Origin of the sequence: Pedobacter roseus, assembly GCF_014395225.1 — a bacterium.
In the GTDB taxonomy this organism is placed as follows: Bacteria; Bacteroidota; Bacteroidia; order Sphingobacteriales; family Sphingobacteriaceae; genus Pedobacter; species Pedobacter roseus.
In genome coordinates, this window is the sequence record NZ_CP060723.1 from 574,381 (window position 1) to 587,544 (window position 13,164).

A 13,164-nucleotide genomic window follows, 5' to 3' on the forward strand; every position below is an offset into this window, starting at 1 on the left:
TCCTTTTCCCAGGTTGTCTCGCTTCCGGTTTTCCCGTTGAGGCCCACCAGCCCCTTCGGTCCGCGGGTCCATCCACTTACCGGCCGCATGGATTTTCATCGGGGCGTTGATCTCAAGGCAAAGCGCTCGATCATTTGCGCAGTCCTTTCGGGAAGGGTCTCTTCGTGCGGTCAAAACAGTGTTCTGGGAAACTTTGTACGCATCTGCCATGGAAAGGCAGAAAGTATTTACGGGCATTTATCCTCGGTACTGGTCTATCCCGGTAAAGAGGTGAGTGCGGGGGAGATGATCGGGGTTTCCGGTCATAGCGGCAAGGCCACTGGTGAGCATCTCCATTTTTCGCTGCGCTTGGACGGGAATGCCGTAGATCCTTTAAAATTTCTTTTATCCCTTCAGGTTATCCTGGAAAAAAAAACAGAACCATGAAAAACAAAGACAAACAAGAGCCTCAGTCCCTTCAGGAAATCCTGGAGGCGATCGCAAGGACAGATAAACTTGAACTCAGCCTGGTACAGGCGGAAATCTATGGTGCGGCCCAGGCCGATGAACTCTTAGAGGAGGAAGGAGGGGAAGATGGATAGCAGGAACCAGCCCCTTTACCTTCAGGTTGCCCAGCGCCTGATCGAGCAGCTCAAGGCAGGTACTTCCCCCTGGCAGAAACCCTGGAATGGTAATGGCATACCCGCTTTTTCAATGCCGTATAATCAGCAAACCCTTAAACGATATAAGGGCATCAATGCGATAAACCTTTTACTCTCAGCAAGAGAGGATCCCAGGTGGATGACTTTCAGGCAGGCCGAGCTTGCCGGCTACAGGGTCAACAGGAACGAAAAGGGTACCCTGATCCAGTTTGTCAAGACCCAGGAACGCTGCCCGGTGCTAGATGACCGCGGCAGTCCGGTCCTTGACGGAGAAGGAAACCCGCTGCTGGAATCCCGGCCGCTGTCCAGGGCAATTGTCAGCAATGCCTGGGTATTCAATGCCTCGCAGATCAGCGGAATCCCACCCCTGATCGAGCAGCCGGGAAGGAAGATCGACTGGGATCCTATCGAAAGGGCTGAAGAACTCATCCGCCACAGTGGGGCCCGTATCAACCACCAGTTCATCGACCAGGCCTATTACCATATCAGTTTTGATCTCATTACCCTTCCCGAGCGCATTCAGTTTAGCTCCCCGGCAGGATATTATGCCACGCTGCTCCATGAGCTGGCGCACTGGACCGGGCATCCCTCAAGACTGGACCGTGAGAGCCTGATGAAAAACGGGATCGAAGCTTATGCCAGGGAGGAGCTCAGGGCAGAAATCGCTTCCATGCTGCTGGGCGATGAGCTCCACATCGGCCATGACCCTTCTCAGCATGCTGCCTATGTGGAAAGCTGGGTATCGATATTGGAAAACAATCCTGTGGAGATCCACTCGGCAGCAATGGATGCAGAAAAGATATTTTCATTTCTCATCGGAATAGAGTTTGAGCTTAAGAGGAAACTTGAACAGCAAACCCGGCATGCAGCGCTGCCTGGCGAGGATCGAAGTGTCAACATTAGATACCTTACCACAGGCGATGAAATCGGGTATAAGGGTAACCTCTACCAGATCCAGGGGCATTTAAAGCAGGGCCGCCTGCGGGTGGTACAACTGCCTTCGGGACTTCACTTTACCCTGTCCATGGGCGACGGGCTATATCAGTCACTGCTCAAGGTCAAGTTGGCCCAAAAAACCGCAGTTGGCTTTTCAGCCGCTCCGCCAATCCCACTGAGGCCGGATGTGGCCGTGAACAAAGAAAAAAACAGACGATAAAATCCTAAAACATATGAAAAACCTATTTGATCAGCATGAACTGCCACTTAAGGAGTTGGAAGGCCTGGGCATTTATCACAAGGATCAGCTGCTGCTTGATCCGCACAATATCCGGGCACTGCTGGCCGGACGCAGGACCGAACTGCTCTCGCTGGAAGGGTTAAGGGCAGAAAATTTTTCCATTGACCGGCTCGATGCCAAGCTTTCCCTGGTACGCAGCCCCGCGGGTGAAGTCCAGGTACTGATCCACCCGATATATAAGCAATATAGGCCACATCCATTGCTCACTCAAGAACAGATGTCGAATCTTATCGAAGGGAGGGATGCCTATATCAGCAAGCGTATCCAAAAGGAGGAAGGGAAATCCTCGATGCTCAATATAGAGTACGACAGGGAAACCAAAGAATTCATTTCCTATGAAGTATCCCACGTACAGGTGCCCGACCTGATCAACGGGATGTTCCTTTCCCAGGAAGAAAAATCCGCATATCAAAGGGGCGAACAGGTCAAGCTTGCCGACGGCACACAGGTCCAGCACCGTGCCTCGGAGCCTTTGGGTATACTTTCGGACAGGAAAGCACTGATCTTATCGGTATTGTTGGATGGGGGAATCTCTTACCTGCTGCTGCGTGGGATCAACTCCCTAAAGGACAATGCCCGGCAGGTCGATTACGCCACGCCATCCTTTAACAGCGCTTATCAGCAGATGGAAGGCCAAAAATACAGCGCCCAGAAGATGGTGGAAATGGGGCAGTTCCCTGCCGTGTCAAACCGGGAACGGGGGCTGTCGAGATAAACAAATCATATCAGTGCGCTGATCAGGCGCATATGAATGGTATCAGATAAACTAAAATTAGAATATTATGGATGAGAATAATTTAGCCTACCTGCAGAAAACACTTGATTATCTTGGTTTTGGAACGCGCCTCAACGAAGTTCTGGCCTCCTCGATATACCGTAAGCCTGAAAAATTCTCCCTGGGCATCAACCAGCGTTACATTCCCTGGGAGTTCAGGTCCGATCCCGGTCAGGGGGTTGATCAGATGCATTTTGAACTTCATTTTTCAAAAGCAAAGGATGCAGATGTCTACTTTCTTAATAGCTACCGGGCAGAACTGCGGCGGTACAACAGCGCTGATGCAGTTGTGCAGAATTTTGAGCTCGAGCGGGATAACAGGATGAGTGCCCTCCAGAGTTATAAACTGCTTTGCGGGCTTTCCCTGCAAAAAGAGATATACATTAAAAACAATGCGCAGGCAATGGATGAACAGCGAAGCAAAGTGCCAGTATGGTTCAAGCTTGATCTATCGGTGAGCGATGACAGGGGAAACCATCCAATGAACCGGTTTTTCCCGGGATATGGCTACGATCTTGAAAGGGCAGTTGACAAATATCCTTTTTTAGGGCTTGAAGATCCTGAAAAAAAAGAGGCCTTGCTCAAGGCGCTCCGTTTCGGGAACCTGGTAGAACTTCCTCTCAAAATCGCAGAAAGGGAAGAACCAGTCTATTTAGCTGCAAATCCTAAGGCCAAAACCCTCGATATTTATTCCAGGGATATGAAAGCCATCAGGGATGAGCATATCTTCGGCGCTACACAGTCCGCAATGGAAAATCCCCCGCCGGGAAAAAAACGGCCATTTGATGGGGTACTTCCCCCGCCGAAAGTAGCAAAACAGTTTCCCTGGCAGCATCAGGGTGGAGAAAAGGGAAATAGGGCCGGTCGCTGATCTTCTGTTAGCCGCTACGCCGTAGGAGTATTTTTAGCTTTTCGTCTTTAGCGTAGTTAAAACGCAAAAAAAAGAGCGGTGGATGGCCACCGCTCTTTTTTTGTGTTTTTAGTGTTGACTTATTTTGAGAGTGCTGCAGTTTGAACTGTAGCAGCTAGTGGCGCGCTCATTTCTGTTTTCAAGGCAGCAAACTTATCTAAGTTTAATTTTGGAGTACTGCCCATTACCACATTGTGGTTTCCGGTAGCTCCGCTCAATTTCAGATCAGCATTGCCTTCCATTACAGTATATAAACTTTCTGTTTTCGAATTGATTTTTGCGGTAGCATTTCCCGATAAGAATACTTGAAGATATTTTACATCAAGTTTGCCTTGAGTTTTTACTGTAGCCTCATCAGAAGCCTGAACGCGGTAAATGTTTTTCACATATACAGTGATTTTTGCCGGACTGTTATCAGTTGAGGTAATTTTTAGTGCTGATCCGTCCTGGATCACTTTCACATTTCCGGTATTTTCATCTGCATAACTTACCCCTTCGCTGCCGTTCTGGATCAGGGTAACTTCTACTTTTCCGCTTACCACCACTTTATCAAAGTTTTTTGGTGCAGATATTTTCACAGGTTGTTTTTCGCCAGCCATCACGCTAGTGCTGAAGATTGAAGCGCTTAATACTAAAGCTGCCATTAATGATTTTGCTGAGGTTGAGAATAAAGTTTTCATAATATTTTTATTTATATTTTTAATTAATAATTTGTGATTGTTTGATAATGAGACGCAAGGATTTGAGAAACGTTTCAGCCATTTCGGCTGTATTATACCAACAAGGTTAAGTTCTCGACGAACGGCCATTATAATCAGTCAAAAAGCAGAAACTTTTCCATCGGTCTGATCAGGATTTGAGAATCAAAAAAAAATCAAAACCCCAATTTTGCTGCTAACCGTTATTAAGTGGATAAACCGAAGCTCATTGACCCCTTCTCAACAAAGATATTTTTCTCCAAACGTCCTGTTTATTAATGAGTTTACAAATAATTATAGATTACTGCAATGGGGTAAAATAAGTTGGTTTGCCCACAGATGCCCAATTCTTCTAATAAGCGCCATTTTAAGGTATATCCCTGCGGAAATAATCGGGGAGCACAGATAAGAAGCGGATAGTACGGACATGGTTGATGAGGAACCTGCTCTTCTGATTGCCGCTCAAGCGGTTCAGATGTTATAGCTATATGCGCAGCCTATGGGTGCTGAAAAAGGTTCAATAGATTCTCATCTCATCCTTGGTTTAGGCTAAATGGCAATTTTAGTTTTATTTGGAGTAGCAATCTTAAGAAAAGGCAAAACAAATGTGGGACATCTGGGATTGTTAGGTAAATATTAAATTATGAGCACGGCTAACAATCTATCTAAAGACCTCCAAAAATTCATCGAAAAGTTTGAACCGAATAAGTTCAAGGTAATGCGTTCAGGCATAGAGGTGAGGGGAATGAATAATATTCACGATGCAATTGAAACGGCCAAAAGGCTTATTGAGAAGCTCAAGCTGAACCTCCAGGTTTCCCACAACGCGGAAATGGTAAGTTATGGTGCTTTTGAGGTAAATACGCTCTAGATGGATCTTTAAGAAATAGCCAACGTCGTTAAGGATATATCCTCACCAATGTGTTATAGGTGAATTTCAGGCTGTTTAGCACAACTTCTTCCTGCGCTTCATCTACCTCACATGATATCGGATAGGCATCTTTGATTATTTATCCGAACAGCATTTTGTCATGGAAGCCTATAAACATTTGGCACGAGGTGCCTTTCGTAGAATTGTGATCAAGGGACGATTACCATAGCATCGGTTACAAATCATGAGCTGGACAGTTATCAGGGCAAATACCAGCTTACACCCGAACTTGTGTTGACCATCATCAGGGAAGGGAAAAAGGTATTTGCATCGGCCACCGGACCATCAAAGATTGAAGCTTTTGCAGAAACCGCTTCGAAGTTTGTTTTCAAGGATATCCAGGCAACAATGGAATTTATAAAAGATAAGGCCGGCGAGGTCAGAGAAATGATTTTTATCCAGGGTGATACCGTCCATGCAAAGAAACTGTAAGTTTCGTCTTCAATTCCAGCCTTTTCTTTTATATTTTTTGCGTGCCCTAAACGCAAAAAAAGAGCGGTGGATGGCCACCGCTCTTTTCTGTCTTAGTGTTGACTTATTTTGAGAGTGCTGCAGTTTGAACTGTAGCAGCTAGTGGCGCGCTCATTTCTGTTTTCAAGGCAGCAAACTTATCTAAGTTTAATTTTGGAGTACTGCCCATTACCACATTGTGGTTTCCGGTGGCTCCGCTCAATTTCAGATCAGCATTGCCTTCCATTACAGTATATAAACTTTCTGTTTTCGAATTGATTTTTGCGGTAGCATTTCCCGATAAGAACACCTGAAGATATTTTACATCAAGTTTGCCTTCAGTTTTTACTGTAGCCTCATCAGAAGCCTGAACGCGGTAAATGTTTTTCACATATACAGTGATTTTTGCCGGACTGTTATCAGTTGAGGTAATTTTGAGTGCTGATCCGTCCTGGATTACTTTTACGTTTCCGGTATTTTCATCTGCGTAGCTTATCCCTTCGCTGCCGTTCTGGATCAGGGTAACTTCTACTTTTCCACTTACCACCACTCTATCAAAGTTTTTTGGTGCAGAGATTTTCACAGGTTGTTTTTCGCCGGCCATTACGCTAGTGCTGAAGATTGAAGCGCTTAATACTAAAGCTGCCATTAAAGATTTTGCTGAGGTTGAGAATAAAGTTTTCATAATATTTTATTTATATTTTTAATTAATAATTTGTGATTGTTTGATAATGAGACGCTGAGGTTTGAGAAACGTTTCAGCCGTTTTGCCCGTATTATACCAACGCTGATAAATTCTCGACGAACGGGTTTTAAAATCAGGCGAAAAAGTGTTCGTTTTCAAGGGAATTTTAAGAGCTGTCATTCTAATGCATTAGAATTAACATTCCCAAAACAACAGCTTAACGGTGGGTTAATACTTTTGCGCATCAATCATTTTTTCCAATTTTGTATGAAAACCTCCCGTAGTATCCTTTTTCTAGTGTTGAATACCATTACAATCATTTCACTTGCCCAAACTCCGGCTGAAAAACTAAAAACCGTCTTTAAAGGGAATAATAAGCAGATTCTAGTTGCCGCACATCGTGGCGATTGGAGAAATGCACCTGAAAATTCATTAAATGCACTTTACAACAGTATCAGAAAAGGTTTCGACATTATGGAACTTGATGTGAAGATGAGCAAGGATAGCCAGATGGTGGTGATGCATGATAATACAATCGACCGCACCACCAATGCAAAAGGCAAAGTGGGTGATTATACGCTGGAAGAGCTAAAAAAGTTCAGGCTCAAGAACGGTCTGGGCCGTGTTACAGAAAATCAGATCCCAAGCATGAGCGAGATGATGCTGGCGGCAAAAGGTAAAATCCTGATTAATGTAGATAAGGGAAATGATCATCTTGATCTGGTATTTAAGGTACTGCGCGAAACCTCTACCATCGATCAGGCCATAGTCAATGTGGGCGATGATGTGCCTTACGGAGATTTGAAAGCAAAAAACAATATTCCGCAGGATGCTTATCTGATGGTGGTGGTTAATGTGAAAAAAAATGAAATGCAGGATATCATCAAGTCTTATGCGCCTAACCAAAAAATAATTGTGCAGCCTATTTTTGATACCGATACTTTAACCAATCTAAAAACTATAAAGGAATTGAATGGTAAGCCCTTGATCTGGCTGAACAGTTTGTGGCCATCGCTAAATGGAGGCCATGATGATGACCGCGCTGTAGAAAAAGGTGAGAAGGAAGAAAGCTGGGGCTGGCTGATCAATTATCACCCTGTAATTCTGCAAACGGATCGTCCGGCCGAGCTGTTGATCTACCTGAAAGAAAGAGGACTACATCACTAAATATTTATTTAGAGCAATGATGCTCCTGGCTGAAGCTCATACGGGCTTTTGCCAGGTTCAAAAATCCTGCTCATCTCCGATCCCTCAGTAGTTATTTTATCGCCCACTACCCTGATCCAGTTTCCCTCGCGGAGACCGACTACCTTTATTGTATTCTGCGTTAAAAACTCATTGATCCTGGTTTCCCTGGTCTCCCCGTTATGTTTCAACTCCGGATTTGGATCCAGGTAATGCGGGTTAAGGTTGAACGGAACCAGTCCCATACAGTCAAACGATGAAGGATAAACAATAGGCATATCATTAGTGGTCTTCATATTAATGCCGCCAATATTGCTACCGGCACTGCAGCCCAAATAGGCTTTACCCTGTTTGATATTCTCACTCAAAACCCCCATCAGGCCGAGTTCGTGCAATGTTTTTACCAAAAGAAAAGTATTCCCTCCACCGGTAAAATAACCTTTAGCCTGATTTACTGCTTCAGTTGGATCGGCAAATTCATGCAATCCTTTTACGCTGATATTTATTGAGGAGAAAAAATCCCTGGCTTTTTCGGTATAGGCTTCGTGCGAAATACCTCCAGGCCTTGCAAAGGGAATAAAAATGATTTCATCTATCCCGTTAAATAAGGTAATAAGCTCATCTGTTAAGTATTCCAGGTAGTTTCCGCCAAAAAGGCTGGAAGTTGAGGCCAGTATAACGTTCATTTCTGTAAATTTCTTGGCGCAAAGTTAGAAAATAGACAGACATTTTTTTGCCAAAGAAGCTTAGATAAACTGAATCTTAGTTTAAATCAAGCCAACATTTTTATGTCCTGATCGATTGCCCTGTTCCGTATTCTGCTCAGGGTTTCCAGTCTCATACCCAAATAACTGGCCAGGTAGCGTTGTGGTATTCTATCTATGTTAAAAGCTGTACTTTCAAGCTTCAGGTACCTGGCCGATGCATTTGGTATCCTGGCTATGATTGATCTTTCGGATGCCTGGTAATATTGTATTTCCAAAATCTTCCGAGCAATAACATGCGATTCTGGATGGTAGGAATATAAGAAGTCAGTAATGGTATAGGGAATACGGATCAGCTCGCAGTCTTCAAGGGCCTGCAGGTACTCAACAGAATGGGCCGATTGCTGCTCGGGATGACTGATGGCTTCTATGATCTGGTTTTCGAAACCAAACCAGGTGCTGATATCCTTTTTTTTATCTTTGATAAAACCCCTCACCACGCCCTTATTTATAAAATACATGGCATTATTTGAATCTATAGGAGAGAGTATATGTTTGTATTTTTTTACCGCAATGAGTTGGCAGTTTGTCCCATAATACGCCATGAGCTCATTGGATAGGGGATGAAGCTTTTCCAAATAGTTGAAAAATGGCTTCATAAAAAGACGGTTCTCAAAATCAATTATCATAATAAGGGATAGGGAATAATATTTTTGGGCAACGCTAGGTAACCCGAAAACGACTATCCAAAAGTATTGGCTATTCCCTAAAAAATGGAACTAAAAGCAGCGATATGTGTCTAATGATTCAGCCGTTAGAGCAAAATAAAAACTAAAATTAGCCTGAAACGTTTTCGCCATGAGAAAAATAGGCAGTTGGCATAACACCTTTCTCTTTTTTAAACGCATTGTAAAAAGTGGCCTGGTTTTTAAAACCGGCTTTCTGCGCAATGGCTTCTATGGTTATCCTGTCTGCAAGGATAGGATATTGGCTCAAAAAATATGTGATCCGGTAGCTATTGATCCAGTCGCGGAAATTCTTTCCAATATGGTTATTGATTAGAAAGGAACACTGGTGAACAGGGATGTTGATTCGCGCCGCCAGGTCGATAATCTGTAGGTCCTGATTTAGGTACAGGCGATCATCTTCCATTTCTTTTTTGATCAATCCTAGGTAAGCTGAAATTTGCGCTTCTGAGAGGTTAGGTTTTTTTGCAGGGAGCAGCAGCGGCCTGGGAACCTTAATGATCTCTGATAGGTCAAAATCTTCTGGAACGGTCAGGTGATTAGATACAAGTCTCTCTTTCCATTCGTTCTTGTTCCAATCAATGGCGACCAGTAAAAAACCATAAAAAATACTGGGTCTGTGCAGTGCATATAAAATAATCATCAATATGCAGATACAATTGATGACAATAAAAACAGAATTATCGATCGGAAGTTCCAAGAGCCTTAACATCCATGGCATCAGTCCTGAAATTTGAAAGAAGGTTGCAATTTTAAGTAAAAAAAGCACCCAGTCCCTTGTGGCATGGTCTATTGTCTGTTTCCATAGAATCTTGGATTTAATTACTGCGAACCAGGTTAGGCCTAGATAAGTCAGCGTGAGTATGGGGCGTAACGCATAATGAAATGCCGGTGGAAACAAACCGCTTTTGGCTTCCAGTGAGTGGTAAGTATCGACATGAAGCTGCACAAGAATTAAATTCCAGTCCAAAGGCGCTAAGCCTGGCCATGGAATAATATGTATGATTGCAAGAGCCGCCGGGATGAAATGAAAAAAATCCCTTTTCTCAATTGTTTTTTTCTCAAACACGAAACCAGTAATGTAAAGATAAAAACATGCTGGAGCTGCAAAGTATAGTGGTGTGAAAAATTGAAAAAAGATAGATAGCGGCAGTGCATGCCCGTTGGTAATAAACAGCGAATTGAGTATTTGTCCAAAACGGGCAAATAGCAGGATCGATAATAGAATATTCTGTTTTCTGTTCCCGGTTTTTGCGAAAAATAAATGAAAGGAAATGAGGAGTAAGAAAAAACAGGTGGTACCAGCCAGAAAATTTACAAACTGCATATATTAACGCCAAAATGAGGTTTCTCTTGCTAAAGATACTGAAATTAAGTCTTATTCCTAATACAGAATTAAGTTAAAATGATTTTGTTTAGTATTGGTTATCCGGAGAAAATTAAATTTATTTCAGGGAAACTGAACCTTCTCAAAAAAGATCTCTTCAATCGCTTTTAGCTACGTATTAATGTATTGGTTTCTAAAACTGCGCACTACGAGCAGGAAATTTTCTTTTGAAAAAGCTAGTGTTGCGGATTGGATATACTGGGAGGAGTTATATAGTCCCTTTTATCGCTGAGCCATTCTTTCAGCTTTGGGAAAACAATGAGGATTGCGAATGCCAGTAATGAAATAATCAGCTGTAGCGTAAGGTTTATTTTTGTTACAGGGTTTATGTCTATATCTCCCATAACGATCCACAACCGGTAAACACTTCTTATAATAATAAGTACCAATAAATATTTACTCCATTCAAACCTACGTTTAATCAGGATGAATAGAATATAGCGCAGGGACAGGATGAATATAAATATGATAGTTTCCTGCGTGCTCTCATAATCGTAAAGGAACAGATTTACGATTCCTATCAAAAAAGTAATTAAAATAAGCTTGGAGGACAAGGAGTACTTGTTCTTCATTAGTTTGAAATTTACCAACTTAAATAGTTTTATGATGACAGACCTTGCAAATTTCCAAAAAAAATTGATACGTACCTAATTTGCAATGTAAAAGAACTTTGAAGAATTGATATTTGTCACTATATTTTTATCCCCTTTTGAAGTAAAGACAAAGGCCGCTACGAGCGGCCTTATATGTATAACGATAAAGTTTAAGTTTTATGCTTTTATGAAACGTTCTTTGATTTTAATTGCCGGGTTACCCTGATATATGGTATAGGGCATCAAGTTTTTTGTGGCAATACTTCCCAGCGTTAATACCGAGTGGCTATGTAAAGTTACGCCTGGGCAAACCTTTGCTGCTGCACCAATCCATGCGCCATCTTCAAGGATTATAGGAGCAGTTATCAGGTCAAAACCAGTCACTTTATAGTTATGGTTACCGGTAATGAGTACTGCTTGTTGAGAAATACAGCAGTTTTTACCTACTTTAACCTTATCGAGGTTATCAATATAACAATCGGCCAGCCAACTGTAATCGCCCACCTCCAGTTTCCATGGATATTTAATATGGATGCCTGGTTTTATACGTACTTCTTTACCAATTTTAGCCCCAAACAATTTTAGAAAGAAAACCAGCACGCTACTAACGGGCATCACCCTGCTTTTAAATAGGAAAACATCGGTAAAATACCACAAAAACTGTTTGAATGCAGAGGCACCTCTTTTAAAGTTTCCGGTATCAAAATCCTTACGTAATTGCGTTTCTAACAAAGTATATTAATTATTTAATGATAATAATTGAGTTAAGCTTTGGTTGGTTTACTGCTTTTTTTGATCCAGAAGTATAACATGGTAAAAACGCATATATATACAATGATATTGAATACCTCGTGGTGATAAGTAAAGTTGTTACGCTGTGATTTAAAAAAACCAAGCAATACGCCAAGGCCTGCAATGCGGAGTATATTTAATATATAAATAGCTATTAGTCCGATCACCAACATTTTAAGAGTTGATTTCCATGATGCCGGGAATGCCAGTACAAAAGCAGCTAAAAAGCTCATCACCCCCAAACCAAGACACGAATAATTGACCCGAAGATAGGGGCCTGATACCACCAATACATCCATTTCATTGTGAATGGCATAAAAGCCAAAGGCTTTGATAATCCACACAGCAGGTACGATCAATGCCGACTTTAAACCCTGCACATAATTTAAATGCTCAGAGATAAAGGGGGTGTAAAACCTGGAGCCAGGCATCATCACGCTGTTCATAAACAGGTTTCCCTGGCTAAACAAGATATAAAGTATAAATAGGGCAACCACAAATTTGATGGCTTTTTTATTAGCCTGTTTTTTAGCTTCTTCTGGAGTCATATTGTTAACGGCAAATATAAATTTAACGGTTGTTTTTCTGTATGGCTTTAATTTTTCTATCCACCAGTCGCCTAAACCAAAAGCCCTGCAGATAGTGGAATTTAATACCGGTACTGCCCTCAAATATACCAAGTTTAAAAAACATCCGGTAACCAAAATAGAGGTATGGACGTAAACCTAGCGGAAGTCCCCACCACAGGCGTTTTACCCATGCCCGCTTTTCATCAGGACTGCCCAGCAAATTGGGTTTTAAACTTTGGAGTCTTAATTTTAGCATCCTTTCTATTTCTTCCTGCGCAACCAGGTCACTGTAACGTTCATGTTTGGCTTTCCAAAATGCAATATTGTTTTCTTTTAGGTTTTCTTCTAAGATCCAGCCTTTCTTCCAGATTTTGGTTTTGCCGGGAGCGATAAACCTGTGGTCCATATTTTCATTAAGGTCGGAAAAGCCAATCCCCGTCCTAAACATTTTTAACAGGTAAAAGGGATAAAAAGTACCAAACTTGATCCAGCGGCCTTGGAAGAAGTTTTTACGGTTAAAGTAGATGCCATTGATGTTTTTATAATCTTCTTCTTTAAAGTTGGCCAGCATTTCGAACAGTTCAGGTGTAACTGTATGATCGGCATCCAGCCCAATAGTCCATGGGGTTTCTACTTTAAAATTTTTTAGCGCGAAGTCCCATTGTTTTGGGTGATTTTCAAAGGGATTTTGTTTCACTTCTGCACCATAAGCTTCAGCAATTTTCAAAGTAGAATCGCTACTTCCGCTATCCAGGATGAATGTTTTGGCATTGAGATTTTTTATCGAATCTAACAACCTGGAAAGATGCATTTCCTCATTAAAAGTTAATATGATGAAGCTGAAATTGTTATTCATACTGG

Annotated in this window: 16 protein-coding genes; 8 read left to right on the top strand and 8 right to left on the bottom strand. The window is 42.2% G+C overall.

The window, feature by feature from the left end; genetic code table 11:
- Positions 1–87: 87 nt before the first annotated feature.
- The 5 genes from H9L23_RS02520 to H9L23_RS02540 all read left to right on the top strand — a co-directional run bounded on the left by H9L23_RS02520 (position 88) and on the right by H9L23_RS02540 (position 3,524).
- Positions 88–426 (top strand): M23 family metallopeptidase, encoded by a 339-nt coding sequence (locus H9L23_RS02520; RefSeq protein WP_187593520.1) that lies wholly within the window; start codon positions 88–90, stop codon positions 424–426.
- Positions 423–581: a hypothetical protein gene (locus H9L23_RS02525; protein ID WP_187593521.1), complete on the top strand. Its 159-nt coding sequence runs from the start codon at positions 423–425 to the stop codon at positions 579–581. The genes H9L23_RS02520 and H9L23_RS02525 overlap by 4 nt, the downstream gene beginning before the upstream one ends.
- Entirely contained in the window at positions 574–1,797 is a 1,224-nt protein-coding gene (locus tag H9L23_RS02530; protein WP_187593522.1) for an ArdC family protein, read from the top strand. The genes H9L23_RS02525 and H9L23_RS02530 overlap by 8 nt, the downstream gene beginning before the upstream one ends.
- Before the next feature lie 13 nt (positions 1,798–1,810).
- Positions 1,811–2,593 (top strand): DUF4099 domain-containing protein, encoded by a 783-nt coding sequence (locus tag H9L23_RS02535; RefSeq protein ID WP_187593523.1) that lies wholly within the window; start codon positions 1,811–1,813, stop codon positions 2,591–2,593.
- Between the two features lie 67 nt (positions 2,594–2,660).
- Positions 2,661–3,524, top strand: a complete 864-nt coding sequence (locus H9L23_RS02540; protein ID WP_187593524.1) for a hypothetical protein — start codon at positions 2,661–2,663, stop codon at positions 3,522–3,524.
- A 119-nt stretch (positions 3,525–3,643) separates the two neighbouring features.
- Here H9L23_RS02540 and H9L23_RS02545 read toward each other — a convergent pair whose 3' ends face one another.
- A complete protein-coding gene (locus H9L23_RS02545) occupies positions 3,644–4,243 on the bottom strand; it encodes a GIN domain-containing protein (protein ID WP_187593525.1) in 600 nt (199 codons plus the stop codon).
- A 661-nt stretch (positions 4,244–4,904) separates the two neighbouring features.
- Between H9L23_RS02545 and H9L23_RS02550 the strand changes: the two genes are divergently transcribed.
- Together H9L23_RS02550 and H9L23_RS02555 are read left to right on the top strand one after the other, a co-directional pair.
- A complete protein-coding gene (locus H9L23_RS02550) occupies positions 4,905–5,132 on the top strand; it encodes a hypothetical protein (protein WP_187593526.1) in 228 nt (75 codons plus the stop codon).
- A gap of 291 nt (positions 5,133–5,423) precedes the next feature.
- Positions 5,424–5,624 (top strand): hypothetical protein, encoded by a 201-nt coding sequence (locus H9L23_RS02555; protein WP_246474822.1) that lies wholly within the window; start codon positions 5,424–5,426, stop codon positions 5,622–5,624.
- Between the two features lie 103 nt (positions 5,625–5,727).
- Here H9L23_RS02555 and H9L23_RS02560 read toward each other — a convergent pair whose 3' ends face one another.
- Positions 5,728–6,327 carry a GIN domain-containing protein gene (locus H9L23_RS02560; protein ID WP_187593527.1) on the bottom strand — a complete coding sequence of 200 codons (600 nt, stop codon included), beginning with the start codon at positions 6,325–6,327 and terminating at the stop codon, positions 5,728–5,730.
- A gap of 267 nt (positions 6,328–6,594) precedes the next feature.
- On the opposite strand from H9L23_RS02560, the gene H9L23_RS02565 reads away from it, so the two are divergent.
- The gene (locus H9L23_RS02565) at positions 6,595–7,494 is read left to right on the top strand and encodes a glycerophosphodiester phosphodiesterase family protein (RefSeq protein WP_187593528.1); all 900 of its coding nucleotides are present in this window, start codon (positions 6,595–6,597) and stop codon (positions 7,492–7,494) included.
- An 8-nt stretch (positions 7,495–7,502) separates the two neighbouring features.
- Here H9L23_RS02565 and pepE read toward each other — a convergent pair whose 3' ends face one another.
- The 6 genes from pepE to H9L23_RS02595 form a co-directional block, all read right to left on the bottom strand.
- Complete coding sequence (gene pepE, locus H9L23_RS02570) at positions 7,503–8,198, bottom strand: dipeptidase PepE (protein ID WP_187593529.1); 696 nt, start codon at positions 8,196–8,198, stop codon at positions 7,503–7,505.
- Between the two features lie 86 nt (positions 8,199–8,284).
- Positions 8,285–8,875 carry a Crp/Fnr family transcriptional regulator gene (locus H9L23_RS02575; RefSeq protein ID WP_187593530.1) on the bottom strand — a complete coding sequence of 197 codons (591 nt, stop codon included), beginning with the start codon at positions 8,873–8,875 and terminating at the stop codon, positions 8,285–8,287.
- A 178-nt stretch (positions 8,876–9,053) separates the two neighbouring features.
- Positions 9,054–10,031 carry a helix-turn-helix domain-containing protein gene (locus tag H9L23_RS02580; RefSeq protein ID WP_187593531.1) on the bottom strand — a complete coding sequence of 326 codons (978 nt, stop codon included), beginning with the start codon at positions 10,029–10,031 and terminating at the stop codon, positions 9,054–9,056.
- Positions 10,032–11,119: 1,088 nt separating this feature from the next.
- Complete coding sequence (locus H9L23_RS02585; protein WP_187593532.1) at positions 11,120–11,674, bottom strand: WcaF family extracellular polysaccharide biosynthesis acetyltransferase; 555 nt, start codon at positions 11,672–11,674, stop codon at positions 11,120–11,122.
- Positions 11,675–11,706: 32 nt separating this feature from the next.
- Positions 11,707–12,282, bottom strand: coding sequence for an exosortase Y (gene xrtY / locus H9L23_RS02590; RefSeq protein ID WP_187593533.1), 576 nt, complete (start codon positions 12,280–12,282; stop codon positions 11,707–11,709).
- A 22-nt stretch (positions 12,283–12,304) separates the two neighbouring features.
- Positions 12,305–13,159 (bottom strand): glycosyltransferase family 2 protein, encoded by an 855-nt coding sequence (locus H9L23_RS02595; RefSeq protein ID WP_187593534.1) that lies wholly within the window; start codon positions 13,157–13,159, stop codon positions 12,305–12,307.
- Positions 13,160–13,164: the final 5 nt, after the last annotated feature.

Bases quoted from the DNA above. Each gene is read 5' to 3' on its own strand.
- H9L23_RS02520 (WP_187593520.1), top strand. From the start codon at position 88: ATGGATTTTCATCGGGGCGTTGATCTCAAGGCAAAGCGCTCGATCATT.
- H9L23_RS02525 (WP_187593521.1), top strand. From the start codon at position 423: ATGAAAAACAAAGACAAACAAGAGCCTCAGTCCCTTCAGGAAATCCTG.
- H9L23_RS02530 (WP_187593522.1), top strand. From the start codon at position 574: ATGGATAGCAGGAACCAGCCCCTTTACCTTCAGGTTGCCCAGCGCCTG.
- H9L23_RS02535 (WP_187593523.1), top strand. From the start codon at position 1,811: ATGAAAAACCTATTTGATCAGCATGAACTGCCACTTAAGGAGTTGGAA.
- H9L23_RS02540 (WP_187593524.1), top strand. From the start codon at position 2,661: ATGGATGAGAATAATTTAGCCTACCTGCAGAAAACACTTGATTATCTT.
- H9L23_RS02545 (WP_187593525.1), bottom strand. From the start codon at position 4,243: ATGAAAACTTTATTCTCAACCTCAGCAAAATCATTAATGGCAGCTTTA.
- H9L23_RS02550 (WP_187593526.1), top strand. From the start codon at position 4,905: ATGAGCACGGCTAACAATCTATCTAAAGACCTCCAAAAATTCATCGAA.
- H9L23_RS02560 (WP_187593527.1), bottom strand. From the start codon at position 6,327: ATGAAAACTTTATTCTCAACCTCAGCAAAATCTTTAATGGCAGCTTTA.
- H9L23_RS02565 (WP_187593528.1), top strand. From the start codon at position 6,595: ATGAAAACCTCCCGTAGTATCCTTTTTCTAGTGTTGAATACCATTACA.
- pepE (WP_187593529.1), bottom strand. From the start codon at position 8,198: ATGAACGTTATACTGGCCTCAACTTCCAGCCTTTTTGGCGGAAACTAC.
- H9L23_RS02575 (WP_187593530.1), bottom strand. From the start codon at position 8,875: ATGAAGCCATTTTTCAACTATTTGGAAAAGCTTCATCCCCTATCCAAT.
- xrtY (WP_187593533.1), bottom strand. From the start codon at position 12,282: ATGACTCCAGAAGAAGCTAAAAAACAGGCTAATAAAAAAGCCATCAAA.
- H9L23_RS02595 (WP_187593534.1), bottom strand. From the start codon at position 13,159: ATGAATAACAATTTCAGCTTCATCATATTAACTTTTAATGAGGAAATG.